General features: G+C 63.8%; 14 protein-coding genes and 1 tRNA gene. 10 read left to right on the plus strand and 5 right to left on the minus strand.

Translation table 11 applies throughout. The annotated features are described in order from the left end of the window. The first annotated feature begins 164 nt into the window (after positions 1-164). The 4 genes from G7045_RS02235 to greB all read left to right on the plus strand — a co-directional run bounded on the left by G7045_RS02235 (position 165) and on the right by greB (position 2,681). The gene (locus tag G7045_RS02235) at positions 165-425 is read left to right on the plus strand and encodes a helix-turn-helix transcriptional regulator (RefSeq protein ID WP_166156692.1); all 261 of its coding nucleotides are present in this window, start codon (positions 165-167) and stop codon (positions 423-425) included. Then, complete coding sequence (locus G7045_RS02240) at positions 415-1,710, plus strand: type II toxin-antitoxin system HipA family toxin (RefSeq protein ID WP_166156694.1); 1,296 nt, start codon at positions 415-417, stop codon at positions 1,708-1,710. The genes G7045_RS02235 and G7045_RS02240 overlap by 11 nt, the downstream gene beginning before the upstream one ends. Positions 1,711-1,987: 277 nt before the next feature. Then, a tRNA-Arg gene (locus tag G7045_RS02245) sits at positions 1,988-2,064 on the plus strand. A 62-nt stretch (positions 2,065-2,126) separates the two neighbouring features. Next, on the plus strand, positions 2,127-2,681 hold the full coding sequence (greB, locus tag G7045_RS02250; RefSeq protein ID WP_166156696.1) for a transcription elongation factor GreB: 555 nt from the start codon (positions 2,127-2,129) through the stop codon (positions 2,679-2,681). A gap of 3 nt (positions 2,682-2,684) precedes the next feature. On the opposite strand, the gene G7045_RS02255 is transcribed toward greB, so the two are convergent. The 4 genes from G7045_RS02255 to G7045_RS02270 all read right to left on the minus strand — a co-directional run bounded on the left by G7045_RS02255 (position 2,685) and on the right by G7045_RS02270 (position 6,807). Continuing rightward, on the minus strand, positions 2,685-4,946 hold the full coding sequence (locus G7045_RS02255; protein WP_166156698.1) for a bifunctional (p)ppGpp synthetase/guanosine-3',5'-bis(diphosphate) 3'-pyrophosphohydrolase: 2,262 nt from the start codon (positions 4,944-4,946) through the stop codon (positions 2,685-2,687). 78 nt (positions 4,947-5,024) lie between these two features. After that, the gene (rpoZ, locus tag G7045_RS02260; RefSeq protein ID WP_166156701.1) at positions 5,025-5,228 is read right to left on the minus strand and encodes a DNA-directed RNA polymerase subunit omega; all 204 of its coding nucleotides are present in this window, start codon (positions 5,226-5,228) and stop codon (positions 5,025-5,027) included. Positions 5,229-5,248: 20 nt separating this feature from the next. Then, a complete protein-coding gene (gmk, locus tag G7045_RS02265) occupies positions 5,249-5,869 on the minus strand; it encodes a guanylate kinase (RefSeq protein ID WP_166156704.1) in 621 nt (206 codons plus the stop codon). A 41-nt stretch (positions 5,870-5,910) separates the two neighbouring features. After that, positions 5,911-6,807 (minus strand): YicC/YloC family endoribonuclease, encoded by an 897-nt coding sequence (locus G7045_RS02270; RefSeq protein WP_166156707.1) that lies wholly within the window; start codon positions 6,805-6,807, stop codon positions 5,911-5,913. 91 nt (positions 6,808-6,898) lie between these two features. On the opposite strand from G7045_RS02270, the gene G7045_RS02275 reads away from it, so the two are divergent. From G7045_RS02275 to hemW, 5 genes are all read left to right on the plus strand, one after another. Next, positions 6,899-7,921 carry a serine/threonine-protein kinase gene (locus G7045_RS02275; protein WP_166156710.1) on the plus strand — a complete coding sequence of 341 codons (1,023 nt, stop codon included), beginning with the start codon at positions 6,899-6,901 and terminating at the stop codon, positions 7,919-7,921. After that, complete coding sequence (locus G7045_RS02280) at positions 7,918-8,820, plus strand: PP2C family serine/threonine-protein phosphatase (RefSeq protein ID WP_166156713.1); 903 nt, start codon at positions 7,918-7,920, stop codon at positions 8,818-8,820. Before G7045_RS02275 ends, G7045_RS02280 begins: the two co-directional genes overlap by 4 nt. A 63-nt stretch (positions 8,821-8,883) precedes the next feature. Beyond that, positions 8,884-9,612: a ribonuclease PH gene (rph, locus tag G7045_RS02285; protein WP_166156716.1), complete on the plus strand. Its 729-nt coding sequence runs from the start codon at positions 8,884-8,886 to the stop codon at positions 9,610-9,612. A 45-nt stretch (positions 9,613-9,657) separates the two neighbouring features. Beyond that, a complete protein-coding gene (gene rdgB, locus G7045_RS02290) occupies positions 9,658-10,257 on the plus strand; it encodes an RdgB/HAM1 family non-canonical purine NTP pyrophosphatase (protein WP_166156719.1) in 600 nt (199 codons plus the stop codon). Then, on the plus strand, positions 10,254-11,462 hold the full coding sequence (gene hemW, locus G7045_RS02295) for a radical SAM family heme chaperone HemW (protein WP_166156722.1): 1,209 nt from the start codon (positions 10,254-10,256) through the stop codon (positions 11,460-11,462). Before rdgB ends, hemW begins: the two co-directional genes overlap by 4 nt. A 35-nt stretch (positions 11,463-11,497) precedes the next feature. Here hemW and G7045_RS02300 read toward each other — a convergent pair whose 3' ends face one another. Next, the gene (locus G7045_RS02300) at positions 11,498-12,652 is read right to left on the minus strand and encodes an SPOR domain-containing protein (protein WP_166156725.1); all 1,155 of its coding nucleotides are present in this window, start codon (positions 12,650-12,652) and stop codon (positions 11,498-11,500) included. A gap of 131 nt (positions 12,653-12,783) precedes the next feature. Between G7045_RS02300 and G7045_RS02305 the strand changes: the two genes are divergently transcribed. Continuing rightward, positions 12,784-13,182 (plus strand): hypothetical protein, encoded by a 399-nt coding sequence (locus tag G7045_RS02305; protein ID WP_166156728.1) that lies wholly within the window; start codon positions 12,784-12,786, stop codon positions 13,180-13,182. Positions 13,183-13,228 lie beyond the last annotated feature (46 nt).

A 13,228-nucleotide genomic window follows, 5' to 3' on the forward strand; every position in this document is an offset into this window, starting at 1 on the left:
GACTTTTGACAAGTCAACAAGCGGTTACTTTCTTTGAAATTCCCGATCGGTAAAATTTTTCTTTGAGAGTGCGCTGCTGTACGAAAAATTCCCGAACGGGAAGCATTGCTTCCCTCCTTCTTTGATTTGGTTCATAATTTCCCGAACGGGAAATAAGGCCAGTGATGAGATCCATACAGACCACAGTACAACTCGGTGACGCGTTGCGTGCTGCACGCAAGCTGTTGGGCCTGACACAGCCTCAACTGGCTCTGGCTGCAGGCGTTGGTGTGCGCTTCATCGTTGACCTGGAAGCAGGCAAAACCACGCTACGTTTGGAAAACGTGTTGCGCGTGATTGACGCGCTGGGGGGGACGCTCCAGCTTATTGGCTTGCCATCATCCGCCCCTGACAGCCACCCAGAGGGCAACGACCATGGCGCGTGAGCTGGAAGTGTGGCTGGTCGCCGAGCGGGTTGGTGCCCTGGCGATGATTGATGGCAGGCTGAATTTCCGTTATGCCCCCGATTGGCTCTCACGCTCTGACGCGGTGGGCCTATCGAGCTCGCTGCCTTTGCAAGCAGAGCCGTTCGACGATCATCACACGCGCCCCTTCTTTGCAGGGCTTTTGCCAGAGGGCCAACTCAGGCGCCTCATTGCCCGGCAATTTCAGGTGTCGAGCCAGAACGATTTTGCGCTGCTCGATCGCATCGGTGGTGAGTGTGCCGGGGCCGTGACCTTACTGGAGCCAGGGCAGCCACTGTCTATTCTTGAGCATGACCACGACGTTCAGTGGCTGAGTGACGAAGAGATCGTTGCCATTCTTGATGAACTGCCGCATCGGCCGATGCTGGCCGGCAAGGATGGTCTGCGGCTCTCCCTGGCGGGCGCTCAAGACAAGTTGCCGGTGGTCTTCGATGGCGCCCGGATCGGGCTTCCAAAGAATGGAACGCCCAGCTCGCATATCTTGAAGCCAGCCATCCGCACCCTGTCGGGCACCGTCACAAACGAAGGCTTTTGCCTGGCGCTGGCAGAGGCCATGCAGCTGAAACCAGCAAAGTCGCAGGTGCGTTCCGTGCTGGGGCGAGAGTTTTTGTTGGTTGAACGCTATGACCGGGTGGTTGATGCACAAGGCCTGCGGCGGCGCCTGCATCAAGAGGACTTTTGTCAGGCGCTGGGCGTGGTGCCTGAAATGAAATACCAGAACGAAGGTGGCCCGGATCTGGCACTATGTTTCGATCTGGTTCGGCGCGCGACACGCCCCAGCGCACCCCACATCCTGCGTATGCTCGACTACGTGATCTTCAACGCCTTGATCGGCAATCACGACGCGCACGCCAAGAATTTCTCGCTGCTTTACGCGGGCAAGTCCGCTGTTTTGGCGCCGCTCTATGACGTGCTTTCGACGGCGATCTATTCAAATCTGACGCCCAAGATGGCGATGAAGATTGGCAGCAAGTACAAGTTCAGCGAAGTCCAAGCACGGCACTGGAACCAGTTCACGGAGGCCGTTGGTCTCAGCAAGGCTCAGGCCAGAAAGCGGATTCTGTCCTTGACAAATTCCATGCCGATTACCGCGCGTGCACTGCAGTCAGACCCGAAGCGTGGCTTCTCCGGTCAGGGTGTGATTGAGCAAATCGTGCTTTTGATTGAGCAACGTTGTGCCCTGACGGCTCAGAGACTCAGTGCAACCACCGCTGACATGGAGGAAGCGCCTGAGCCATCCACATGAGCCAAAAGGCGTTTACGAATATGGGCTATCAGGGGAGCCAAGTGGTCCAGACTGGTCGGACGGCTTCATGTGTTTGCGGAACTCGGCGGTCGATGACTTTCCCGGGCCCTACCAAAAAATGCTTGGATGCAAAAAATGATGGGTTCTGAAAAAACAGCAAAAAACTGCATTACAATCACGGCTTCGCTCAGTATCTGAGGTTTGTTGCAAAGCAGTAGGCCAAAGACGTTGCAAGAATGAAGAAATGCTCTGAATTCGTGCTACAATGCAAAGCTTAGCGGCTGTAGCTCAGCTGGATAGAGTACTTGGCTACGAACCAAGGGGTCGTGGGTTCGATTCCTGCCAGCCGCACCAATTTGAAGCCCTGGAACTGAAAGGTTCCAGGGCTTTTTGGTTTTTGTCTGCACAATGCCGCCATGAGCAAAGCCTTTACCAAAGAGTCCGATGGTGATGATGACGAGGGCCTGAGCCTGCCGCCGCTTCCTGCGGGGGGCAAAAACTACATCACTCCAGCTGGCTACGCCCGTTTGCGCACTGAGCTGCTGGCGCTGATTGATGATGAGCGCCCGAAACTGGTCGAGATCGTGCATTGGGCGGCAAGCAACGGCGACCGCTCGGAAAATGGCGACTATCTGTATGGCAAGAAGCGCTTGCGCGAGATTGATCGGCGCATTCGTTTCCTGACCAAGCGCCTGGAGATCGCTGAAGTCGTCGATCCATCGGTTCATGCCGGCAGCGACCAGGTTTTTTTTGGTGCCAGCGTGACCTATGCAGACTCCGATGGCAGCGAGCGCGAAGTCACCATCATGGGCATTGATGAAGCCGATAGTGCGCTGGGGCAGATCAGCTGGATCTCGCCAGTGGCGCGTGCCTTGCTCAAGGCGCGTGAGGGCGATGAGGTACAACTGCCCACGCCTGGAGGGCAGCGTACGCTTGAAATTTTGGCGGTGCGCTATCCGCCGAAAACCTGAGCTTTATTGCGGCAGCACGCGTTCGGCGCGCAGCACCGCCGGGGTGCGGCGCAGGTTGCGCAGGGCACTTTCAAGGTGGGTTTGGTCGCGTGCGACGACGACAAAGCGCAGATCAACGGTGTCGAGCGCGGTTTCGTCATCCATGTCCACGTGCACGATGTCGGCTTCAGAGGTGGCCAGCTCGGCGGCCACGCGCGCCAGAATTCCCTTGCCGTTGCGTACCGTGACCTTGATGCCCGCCTCGAAAGCGCGGGTTGGCTCCTCGTTCCAATCGACCGTGATGAAGCGCTCGCTATCCTTGTGCTGCAGGCGCTTGGCGACGTTGCACAGGGCGCGGTGCACCACCAGGCCCTCGCCCCGGCCAAGGTAGCCGACGATCGGGTCGCCCGGCACCGGGCGACAACAGGGTGCGTACTTGACGGAGGCGCCTTCGCTGCCGTCGAGCACCACCGCACCCTGGGTGATGTTGTCCTGGGCGGTGTAGCGCTCGCGGGTCATGAGCAGGGCATCGGGGCGCTGGCCATGTTCGGCCAGCAGTGCCGTCAGGCGCTTGGCGACGATGTTGGCAATGCGCTTGCCCAGGCCGATGTCGGTCATGAGTTCGGCGCGGGTGCGGTTGCCGGTGAAGCGCAGCAGCTTTTCCCACAGGGGTTGGTCGGTTTCCGCGTTCGGCAGCAGCTCGATGCCTTCGGCGCGCAGGGCTTGGGCCAGCAGCTTCTCTCCCAGGCCGACGGATTCGTTTTGCGCCAGGGTCTTGAGGTGGTGGCGGATTTTGGAGCGTGCGCGCCCGGTGCGCACAAAGCTCAGCCACGCGGGGTTGGGTGTGGCATCGGGGGCGGTAATGATCTCCACCACATCGCCGTTATTGAGCTCGGTGCGCAGGGTGACGGGCTCGTTGTTGATGCGTGCCGCCGTGGTGCGGTCGCCGACGTTGCTGTGAATGGCGTAGGCGAAATCGACCACTGTGGCGCCGCGTGGCAGGGCCATGATCTGGCTCTTGGGGGTGAAGACGTACACCGCATCCGGGAAGAGATCGACCTTGACGTGATCCCAGAATTCGGCTGCATCGCGCGTTTCGTTCTGGATGTCGAGCAGCGATTGCAGCCACTTGGTGCCCAGGCGCTCGGCGGTGCTGCCACTGGCATCTTGCGCCTTGTACAGCCAATGGGCGGCGACGCCGGCCTCGGCCACCACGTGCATTTCCTCGGTGCGCATCTGAAATTCGATATTGATGCTGGAGGGGCCGACCAGGGTGGTGTGCAGTGACTGGTAGCCGTTGAGCTTGGGGATGGCGATATGGTCCTTGAACTTGCCCGGAACCGGCTTGTACATCTGGTGCAGAACCCCAAGGGCGGTGTAGCAGTCCGTCACGCCTGGGACGATGACACGAAAACCGTAGATGTCGGTCACCTGGGCAAAGCTCAGGTGCTTCAGGCGCATCTTTTGATAGATGGCGTACAGGGTTTTCTCGCGCCCGGCCAGGCGCACGCGCATACCGATGCGGGCAAAGGCGGCATCGACTTCGGCTTGCACTTTCTGGATCAGGTCGCGGCGGCGGTGGCGTGATTTGTTCACTGCCTTGGTCAGTGTGGCGTAGCGCCAGGGGTGCAGGTGGCGAAAAGAGAGGTCTTGCAGCTCGCGGTAGGTTTGGTTCAGGCCCAGGCGGTGGGCGATGGGGGCGTAGATTTCTAGCGTTTCTGACGAAATGCGTGCCCACTTGCTGCGTGGCATGTCCGAGAGCGTGCGCATGTTGTGCGAACGGTCGGCGAGCTTGATGAGAATGACGCGCACGTCGCGTGCCATGGCCAGCAGCATCTTGCGAAAGGATTCGGCCTGGTTTTCCTCACGTGTGTTGAATTGCAGCTTGTCGAGTTTGGTCAGGCCATCGACCAGTTCAGCCACCGGCGCGCCAAAGCGGTCGATCAGATCGGCCTTGGTGACGCCGCAGTCTTCCATGGCGTCGTGCAAGAGCGCCGCCATCAGGGCCTGGGCGTCGAGCTTCCATTGCGCGCACTGGGCGGCGACGGCGATCGGGTGGGTGATGTAAGGCTCGCCGCTGCTGCGCAGCTGGCCCAAGTGGGCGATGTCGGCAAAACGGTACGCCTGGCGTACTTGTTCAATGCTTGCCGAGTCAAGATAGCCGAGGGTTTCGGTCAGCGCAGCAAAGCTCGCCGCAGCGGCATTGGCGGCGGCGGTGGCGGGGCTGGCCGGGTCGGCGGGGAGCTCGGGCCGTGGTTCGGGGGCTGGGGGCGGGACCGCGTTCATGGGCTTAATGTAGCGCGGACTGGGCAGGTATAAAAAAAGCACCGCCAAGCGGTGCTCGATAGGCAGGGGCTACGGCGATCAGCCCGGAACCTTCTTCAGCATTTCGATGCCGACTTTGCCTTGGGCGATCTCGCGCAGGGCGGTGACGGCGGGCTTGTTGCGGCTTTCGATTTTGGGCGTATGGCCTTGGCTCAACATGCGAGCGCGGTAGGTGGCGGCCAGGACGAGTTGGAAACGGTTCGGGATCTGCTGCAGGCAGTCTTCAACGGTAATGCGTGCCATGGGGCAATTCTCCGGGAGATTCAGGTGAGGTGAAGCGACTCGAACGTGCTGGCCCGGGCGCGGCGCTGGGCGGCGTACTTCAGGCGCTGGGCGTGCACGATGGCTTTGAGGTCAAAAAGCGCGCGCTCAAACAGTTCGTTGATTATAACGAAGTCGAATTTTTCGACCTGCGCCATCTCATGGGCGGCATTGTGCAGGCGTTTTTCTATGACTTCGGCGGTGTCTTCACCTCGGCGCTCCAGGCGCGCGCGCAGTTCTTCCCAGCTTGGTGGCAGGATGAAAACCAGCACCGCGTTGGCAAAAGATTGCTTGATCTGCAAGGCGCCCTGGAAGTCGATTTCGAGCACGATGTCGGCGCCCTGGGAGATGCGTTCCTCGATGGCTTTTTTCGAGGTGCCGTAGCGCTTGCCGTGTACATGCGCCCATTCGATGAAGGCGTTGCCCGCCACCATGGCATCAAACTCTTGTTCAGAGGCAAAGAAATACTCGCGCCCGTGCTTTTCCTGGCCGCGCGGGGCGCGGGTGGTGTGCGAAATGGAACGGTGGGCTTGTGAGTCGAGCTCGAGCAGGGCCTTGACCAGGGTGGACTTGCCTGCCCCGCTGGGCGCTGAGACGACGAACAGATTTCCGGGATAGTCCATCTGTCGGAACTCCAATAGCTATAGCTGTCAAAACGAGATTATCACTCGATGTTCTGCACTTGCTCGCGCATCTGCTCGATCAGCACCTTCATATCGACGCTGATGCGCGTGAGTTCGAGCGTGGCCGATTTGGAGCCCAGGGTGTTGGCTTCGCGGTGCAGTTCCTGGATGAGAAAGTCCAGGCGTTTGCCGATATCGCCGCCCTGGCCGAGCAGGCGCTCGATCTCGTCGAGGTGTGCCTGCAGGCGGGTGACTTCTTCGGCCACGTCGATGCGGATGGCAAAGGCGGTGGCTTCGGTCAGCGCCCGGTCGCGGGCTGCCTCGGGGGGCACCTGGCCATCGCCCAGGGTCAGGGCTTCTCTCCAGCGCTCCAAGAAGCGTTGGCGTTGCTGCTCTACCAGCAGCGGCACCAGCGGCACGGCCTGCGCCGCCAAGGTGCGCAGCTGCGCCAGGCGCTCGTGCAGCATGGCGGCCAGGCGCTCGCCTTCGCGTGCCCGGGCGGCCAGCAATTCGCTCAGAACTTGCTCGGCCAGGGCGTGGGCGGTGGCGCTCCAGTCTTGCTCGGTGTTGCTGCTGCTGCCGGCGCACAGGCGCAGGGTGTCGGCCACGCTCAGGGGCGCGGCTTGCGGCAGCCAGGCTCGGACGGTGTCTTGCAAGCTGCCCAGGCGCTGCAGCAGCTGGGCGTTGGGCTGGGGCAGAGCGGCTGCGCCGGCGTTGTCCAGGCTGGCGCGCAGTTCGACCTTGCCGCGCTTGAGGCGGGCCGTGAGCTGCGCGCGCAGCGCCGGTTCGAGGGCGCGCAGCTCGTCAGGCAGGCGCAGCACCAGGTCGAGAAAACGGCTGTTGACGGAGCGTATTTCCAGCCCCAGGCGCTGTGCGGATACGGCGTTTTCACCCCCTTCTTGGGCGGCGCCTTGCTGGGCGCTGGCGTATCCGGTCATGCTGTAAACTGGCATAGGACTTTCCGATGGTTGCTTGCGATGCCCGCGATTATCCGGGTTCCGCTCCCTGCCCGAGGTTTTTTCTCCCACTATGTCGTCGCCCAAGATCAAGCCAACCCCCTTGCCTCCAGACACCATGATTGGTGGCTATCGTGTAGTGCGCAGGCTGGCGGCGGGCGGTTTTGGCGTGGTGTACCTGGCCATCGACGGTGAGGGCCAGCAGGTGGCCATCAAGGAGTACCTGCCGGCCTCGCTGGCTACGCGCGGCGTGGGCGAATTGGCGCCCAAGGTGGCGCCGGAAAAGCTCTCGTTGTACCGCCTCGGGCTCAAGAGTTTTTTTGAAGAAGGGCGCTCGCTGGCGCAGATTTCGCACGCCTCGGTGGTGAGCGTGCTCAACTTCTTTCGCGAGAACGAAACCGTTTATATGGTGATGAACTACCTGGAGGGCGCGTCCCTGCAGGATTTCATCATCACCGCGCGCGACCTCAAGGCCGAGAAGGTGTTTCGCGAGTCCACCATCCGTTCGCTGTTCGACGAAATTTTGCGTGGCCTGCGCATCGTGCACCAGCACAAGATGCTGCACCTCGATATCAAGCCGGCGAACATCTTCATCACCGACGACAACCGCGCCGTGATGATCGACTTTGGCGCTGCGCGCGAGGTGCTGTCCAAAGAGGGCAACTTCATCCGTCCCATGTACACCCCCGGCTTTGCCGCACCCGAGATGTACCGGCGCGATGCGCAGATGGGCCCCTGGACCGACATTTACGCCATTGGCGCCTGCATCTACGCCTGTATGCAGGGCTTTCCGCCGAACGAGGCGCCGCAGCGCACCGAAAAAGACCGCCTCTCGCTGGCGCTGACCAAGCTGCGCGGCATCTACTCCGACAACCTGATCGAGGTCGTCGAATGGTGCATGGCGCTCGATCCGCTGTCGCGCCCGCAGTCGGTGTTTGCCCTGCAAAAAGAGCTGGCGCGCGAAGGCGAGCGGCGCTACACCAAGCTCACCGTCGCTGAAAAAATGCGCCTGCAACTCGATACCCTCGTCTCCGACACGAAGAAAAACGTGCAAAAAATGGGTGAGGCCACCGGCATTGGAGTCAAGCCCAAATGAAATTTTCCGTGTTCCAGGTCAGCCGCTTGGGTGGCCGCGAGAAGAACGAAGACCGTATGGGCTACTGCTACACGCGTGAAGCCGGGCTGTTTGCCCTGGCCGACGGCATGGGCGGACACCCCGACGGCGAGGTGGCGGCGCAGATCGCGTTGCAGACCGTCTCCGCCCTGTTTCAACGCCAGGCGCGCCCCAAGCTGCCGGATGTGAAAGAATTTTTGGCCGAGGCGCTGATGGCCGCGCACCACCAAATCTTGCGCCATGCCATGGAAAAGGGCATGGCCGACACGCCGCGCACCACCTTGGTCGCCGCCGTGGTGCAGGACGGGCGTGCCGAGTGGATTCACTGTGGCGACTCGCGCTTGTACATGGTGCGCGGCGGCGAGCTGCTGGCGCGCACGCGCGACCACTCCTACCAGGAGCTGCGCAAAATGGCGATTGCCGGACTGGAGAAGGTCAACCGCAACGTGCTCTTTACCTGCCTGGGCTCGCCTTCCAAGCCGATTTACGACATCACCGGCCCCGTCACCCTGGAGCAGGGCGACCGCATCCTGCTGTGCTCCGATGGCCTGTGGGGTACCTTGAGCGACGACACCATCGTGCGCCAGATTGCCCGCCAGGCGGTGGCGCACGCCGTGCCCGACCTGGTCGAAGACGCCCTGCGCAAGGCCGGCGAGCACAGCGACAACGTCACCGTCATCGCCATGGAGTGGGAGACGCCCGACGCGTTCGCCACCACCCAGGGCATTTCCACCGAAGGCTTTGACGACGAAGCCTTTGAATCGACCATCCAGGCCGGGCCGGTGGACGCCATCGTCGATGACCTCGACGACGACGCCATCGAACGCTCGATCGCCGAGATCAACGAAGCCATCCGCCGTTCGGCGGCGCGCAAAGCCTGAACCCAGGCCCTGGGCGCCGCGCTGGCTTGCGGTGGGGCGCCTTTTTTCTTGGAGCCCCATCCCATGACCGTATTCACCCGCAGCGGCGCCCGCGCCGCCGATCAACTGCGCCCGGTGCGCATCACCCGCCACTACACCCGCCACGCCGAAGGCGCGGTGCTGATCGAGTTTGGCGACACCCAGGTGCTGTGCACCGCCTCGGTCGAAGAAAAAGTGCCGCCGCACAAGAAAGGCAGCGGCGAAGGCTGGGTCACGGCCGAATACGGCATGTTGCCGCGCGCCACGCACACGCGCAGCAGCCGCGAAGCGGCCAAGGGCAAGCAGACCGGGCGCACGCAGGAGATCCAACGCCTGATCGGGCGCAGCCTGCGCGCCGTGTTCGACCTGAAGCAGCTCGGCGAGCGCACCATCACCCTCGACTGCGACGTGCTGCAGGCCGACGGCGGCACGCGCACGGCGGCCATCACCGGCGCCTTCGTGGCCGCGCAAGACGCCGTCAGCCGCCTGCTGGCCGAGGGCAAGCTGGCGCAGTCGCCCATTCTTGGGCCGGTGGCCGCCATCTCCGTCGGCCTGGTGCAGGGCCAGGCGCTGCTCGATCTGGAATACGTGGAAGACTCGGCCTGCGACACCGACATGAACGTCGTCATGACCGGCGCCGGGCATTTCGTCGAAGTGCAGGGCACGGCCGAAGGCGTGGCCTTCACGCGCGAGCAGATGAACCAGCTCCTGGCGTTGGCCGAAAAAGGCATTGGCGAGCTGGTGCAGCTGCAGCGCGATGTGCTATCAAAATAATAGCTATTCGCGCTTACTGCATAAGCCTTGGAGGCCAATTTCATCATGAGAATCGTACTCGCATCGAACAACCAGGGCAAACTCGCTGAGCTGCAGACCCTGTTCGCGCCGCTGGGCGTGCAGCTGGTGGCGCAGGCGCAGCTGGGCGTGGGCGAGGCCCCCGAGCCGCACTGCACCTTCGTCGAAAACGCCCTGGCCAAGGCGCGCTTTGCCGCTGAACACACCGGCCTGCCTGCCATCGCCGACGATGCCGGCCTGTGCGTGCACGTCTTTGGTGGCCTGCCGGGGGTCGATACCGCCTACTACGCCACCGAGTTCGGCTACGCCAAGGGCGACGACAACAATGTGCGCGCCCTGCTGGAGCAGCTGCAGGGCCACAGCGACCGGCGTGCCGCCATGGTCAGCACCCTGGTGGCGGTGCGCAGCCCGCGCGATCCGGAGCCGCTGATCGCCATTGGCCGGGTCGAAGGCGAGATCACGCGCGAGCGCCGGGGCAGCGGCGGCTTTGGCTTTGACCCGGTGATGCTGCTGCCGGCGCTCGGCCAGACTTTTGCCGAGCTGCCTGCCGAAGTGAAAAACGCCCACAGCCACCGGGGCCGGGCGGCGCAGCAGATGCTGCAACTGCTGCGCGAGCGCTGGCTATGAGCCTGCCCGACATCCAGCACTACCTGCGCCCCGGCCTGCTGCAACTGACCAGCTTGCCGCCGCTGTCGCTGTACGTGCACCTGCCCTGGTGCCTGCACAAATGCCCGTACTGCGACTTCAACTCGCACGCCTGGCAAAGCAGCGCCCAGGGCGCGCTGCCCGAGCAGCGCTACCTCGACGCCCTGATCGCCGACCTCGACGCCGCCCTGCCGCTCATCTGGGGGCGCCAGGTGGTGAGCATCTTCATCGGCGGCGGCACGCCCAGCCTGTTCTCGCCCGAGGCCATCGACCGTCTGCTGTCGGATATCCGCGCGCGCCTGCGCCTGGAGGCCGACTGCGAAATCACCCTCGAAGCCAACCCTGGAACGTTTGAAAAAGACCGCTTTCGCGCCTTTCGCGCCGCTGGCGTCACGCGCCTGTCGGTGGGGGTGCAGAGCTTTGACGACCGCTTCCTCAAAACCCTGGGCCGCGTGCACGACGGCGCCCAGGCGCGCGCTGCACTCACCGAGGCGGCGCAGGTGTTCGAGACCTTCAACCTCGACCTGATGTACGCCCTGCCGGGGCAGAGCCTGGCCGACCTGGAGCGCGACGTGCAGACGGCGCTGTCGTTTGCGCCGCCGCACCTGTCGATCTACCACCTCACCATCGAGCCCAACACCTACTTCGCCAAGCACCCGCCGCGCCAGCTGCCCGAGGGCGACCTGGCCTACGCCATGCTCGACCACATCACCGAGCGTACGGCCCAGGCCGGCCTGGCGCGCTACGAAGTCTCGGCCTACGCGCGCGGCACGGCGCACCAGTGCACGCACAACCTCAACTACTGGCAGTTTGGCGACTACCTGGGCATTGGCGCCGGCGCGCACAGCAAGCTCAGCTTTGCGCACCGCGTCGTGCGCCAGGTGCGCCTGCGCGAGCCGCGCCTGTACATGGACAAGGCCCTGCAGGGCAACGCCGTGGCGCAGGACGAGGAGGTGCGCCGCGCCGATCTGCCGTTTGAGTACCTGCTCAACGCCCTGCGCCTCAAAGACGGTTTTGCGCTGCAGGATTTTTGCGAGCGCACCGGCCAGGCCGTCACCAGCATTGCCGCCGGCCTGGAGGCCGCCGAACGCAAGGGCCTGATTGCGCGCGACATGGGGCAGGTGCGCCCCACGGAGCGGGGCTTTGATTTTCTGAGCGACCTGCAGGCGCTGTTTCTGCCCGATTGATGGATGGGCGGGCGGTGGTGGCGCCCGCGTGAGCGTCAGCGCTGGCGCAGCACCACCGCCTCCAGCCCCAGCTCGCGGATGCGCTGCGCCGCCTTGTCGGCTTCTTGCGTCTGGTGAAAGGGGCCGGCACGTACGCGAAACTGTTCGCCTTTGTTCGTGCCCACGGTCTGCACCTGCACTGGCAGCTTGGCTTTTTGCAGCTGCTTTTGCACCTTTTGCGCGTTGGCGTTGTCGGCAAACACGCCGATGGTGACGTAGTGGCGTGCGGCGCTGCTGTCGGCTGCCGGGGCGGGCGTGGCTTTGTGGGCGACTTGGGTGGCGGGCTGGGGTTTTTCTTTTTCCTTGGCCTTCCCCTTCGCTGCTTCTTTGGCCTTTTCTTTGTCCTTGGCCTTGTGTGGGGGCGGGGCTTTTTCTGCAGGTTTTTCGGTTGCCGGCGGCGCTGCCGCCGCGAGCAAGGGAGCGGGTGCGGCTGGGGGCTCGGGCGCTACGGTGGCAGCGGTGTCGGGGGCCGCGACATCGACCACCGGCGCCGGTGTGGGCGCAGGCACTGGCGCGGGCTCTGCTGCGGGTGCAAGTTCAGGCGTGGGCGTGGGCGTGGGTGCGGGCGCTGCAGGCGCGGTGGGCACAGGCACGTTGCTGACCAGCTCGTACGCCGGTGGCGCCCGCCACAAGGCGCTGGCCAGCAGCGCCAGGGCGGCACCCAGGTACAGGGCCAGCAGGCCGAACAGGCGCTGGCGGCTCGGGGCCTGCTGCTGCAGCGCGGTGCGCGCCTGGGCGATGGTGGGGGCTTGCGCCAGCGCCTGCAGCGTGCGTGCCCGTATGTCTTGATAGACCAGGGCATCGCCCCACAGGCCGGGCAGGGCGCAGCCCAGCAGCAGCAGGGCCAGGGCCAGCCCCAGCTCTATGGGTTGCGCCGGCGCCAGCCAGGGGCGCAGCAGGGCAAACCACAGCAGCAACAAAGCCTGCAGCAGGCCGGAATAGAGCAGCGCCTGGCTCCAGAGCCGGCGGTACAGCAACCAGCCCAGGGTGCAGAAAGCGGCGGCGTGGTTCCAGCTGGAGCGGGTGCGCCCCAGGGTTTCAAAACGGGTGAACGGGGCAGCGTAATGCGCGCCACCGGTGGCGCCCAGGGCGTCCTGGTACAGCTGGTCGATGACGTTGGTGGGGGCAGCGGTGGCAGAGGCGGCCGACATGCCGGCATTGTGCATGGCCGGGGCATTCGCACCATGCCTGAGCGCTTGGGGGCGTTGCAGCCATGCAACCTCGGCGTTTATTTGATGCGTCACAACAAAGCGCTAGCGCCGCTGCGGCATGATGCCAAGCCGTGAATTCCCGCAGTGCATCCCTTTCGCAACAGCGCCTCGGCTTGGGCATGGCCCTGGCGCTGTTGGCGCTGCTCGGTCAGTTGTGCCTGGGCAGCTTCAGCACCGCGCACTGGGCGCAGCGGCTGACGCTGCAGTACATGCACAGCGACATCTGCTCGGCCCACGGCGGGCAGTTTGCGCCCGAAGATGATGGCGGCAGCCCCCTGCCCGGCACCCACGGCACGGCCTGCCCGGTGTGCAGCGTGGCCGGCAATGCCAGCGCGCCCGGTCCCCTGGCGCCGCCCCTGCCGTTGCTGCAAGCCCTGCCGCAGCCGCTGGCCTGGGCGCCGGTGGCAATGGCTGCCGTGCCCGCACGCGCACACGAACGCCCACCGGCACAGGCGCCGCCGCTGGCCTGATCGGCCCCCTTCGCGTCTTTGTTTTTTGATTTTTGAGGCCGGCTGC

The organism is Acidovorax sp. HDW3, from assembly GCF_011303755.1.
In the GTDB taxonomy this organism is placed as follows: domain Bacteria; phylum Pseudomonadota; class Gammaproteobacteria; order Burkholderiales; family Burkholderiaceae_C; genus Paenacidovorax.

Bases quoted from the DNA above. Each gene is read 5' to 3' on its own strand.
- G7045_RS02270 (WP_166156707.1), bottom strand. From the start codon at position 6,807: ATGACCGGATACGCCAGCGCCCAGCAAGGCGCCGCCCAAGAAGGGGGT.
- G7045_RS02240 (WP_166156694.1), top strand. From the start codon at position 415: ATGGCGCGTGAGCTGGAAGTGTGGCTGGTCGCCGAGCGGGTTGGTGCC.
- G7045_RS02300 (WP_166156725.1), bottom strand. From the start codon at position 12,652: ATGTCGGCCGCCTCTGCCACCGCTGCCCCCACCAACGTCATCGACCAG.
- G7045_RS02280 (WP_166156713.1), top strand. From the start codon at position 7,918: ATGAAATTTTCCGTGTTCCAGGTCAGCCGCTTGGGTGGCCGCGAGAAG.
- G7045_RS02275 (WP_166156710.1), top strand. From the start codon at position 6,899: ATGTCGTCGCCCAAGATCAAGCCAACCCCCTTGCCTCCAGACACCATG.
- gmk (WP_166156704.1), bottom strand. From the start codon at position 5,869: ATGGACTATCCCGGAAATCTGTTCGTCGTCTCAGCGCCCAGCGGGGCA.
- rpoZ (WP_166156701.1), bottom strand. From the start codon at position 5,228: ATGGCACGCATTACCGTTGAAGACTGCCTGCAGCAGATCCCGAACCGT.
- hemW (WP_166156722.1), top strand. From the start codon at position 10,254: ATGAGCCTGCCCGACATCCAGCACTACCTGCGCCCCGGCCTGCTGCAA.
- greB (WP_166156696.1), top strand. From the start codon at position 2,127: ATGAGCAAAGCCTTTACCAAAGAGTCCGATGGTGATGATGACGAGGGC.
- G7045_RS02255 (WP_166156698.1), bottom strand. From the start codon at position 4,946: ATGAACGCGGTCCCGCCCCCAGCCCCCGAACCACGGCCCGAGCTCCCC.
- rdgB (WP_166156719.1), top strand. From the start codon at position 9,658: ATGAGAATCGTACTCGCATCGAACAACCAGGGCAAACTCGCTGAGCTG.
- G7045_RS02235 (WP_166156692.1), top strand. From the start codon at position 165: ATGAGATCCATACAGACCACAGTACAACTCGGTGACGCGTTGCGTGCT.
- rph (WP_166156716.1), top strand. From the start codon at position 8,884: ATGACCGTATTCACCCGCAGCGGCGCCCGCGCCGCCGATCAACTGCGC.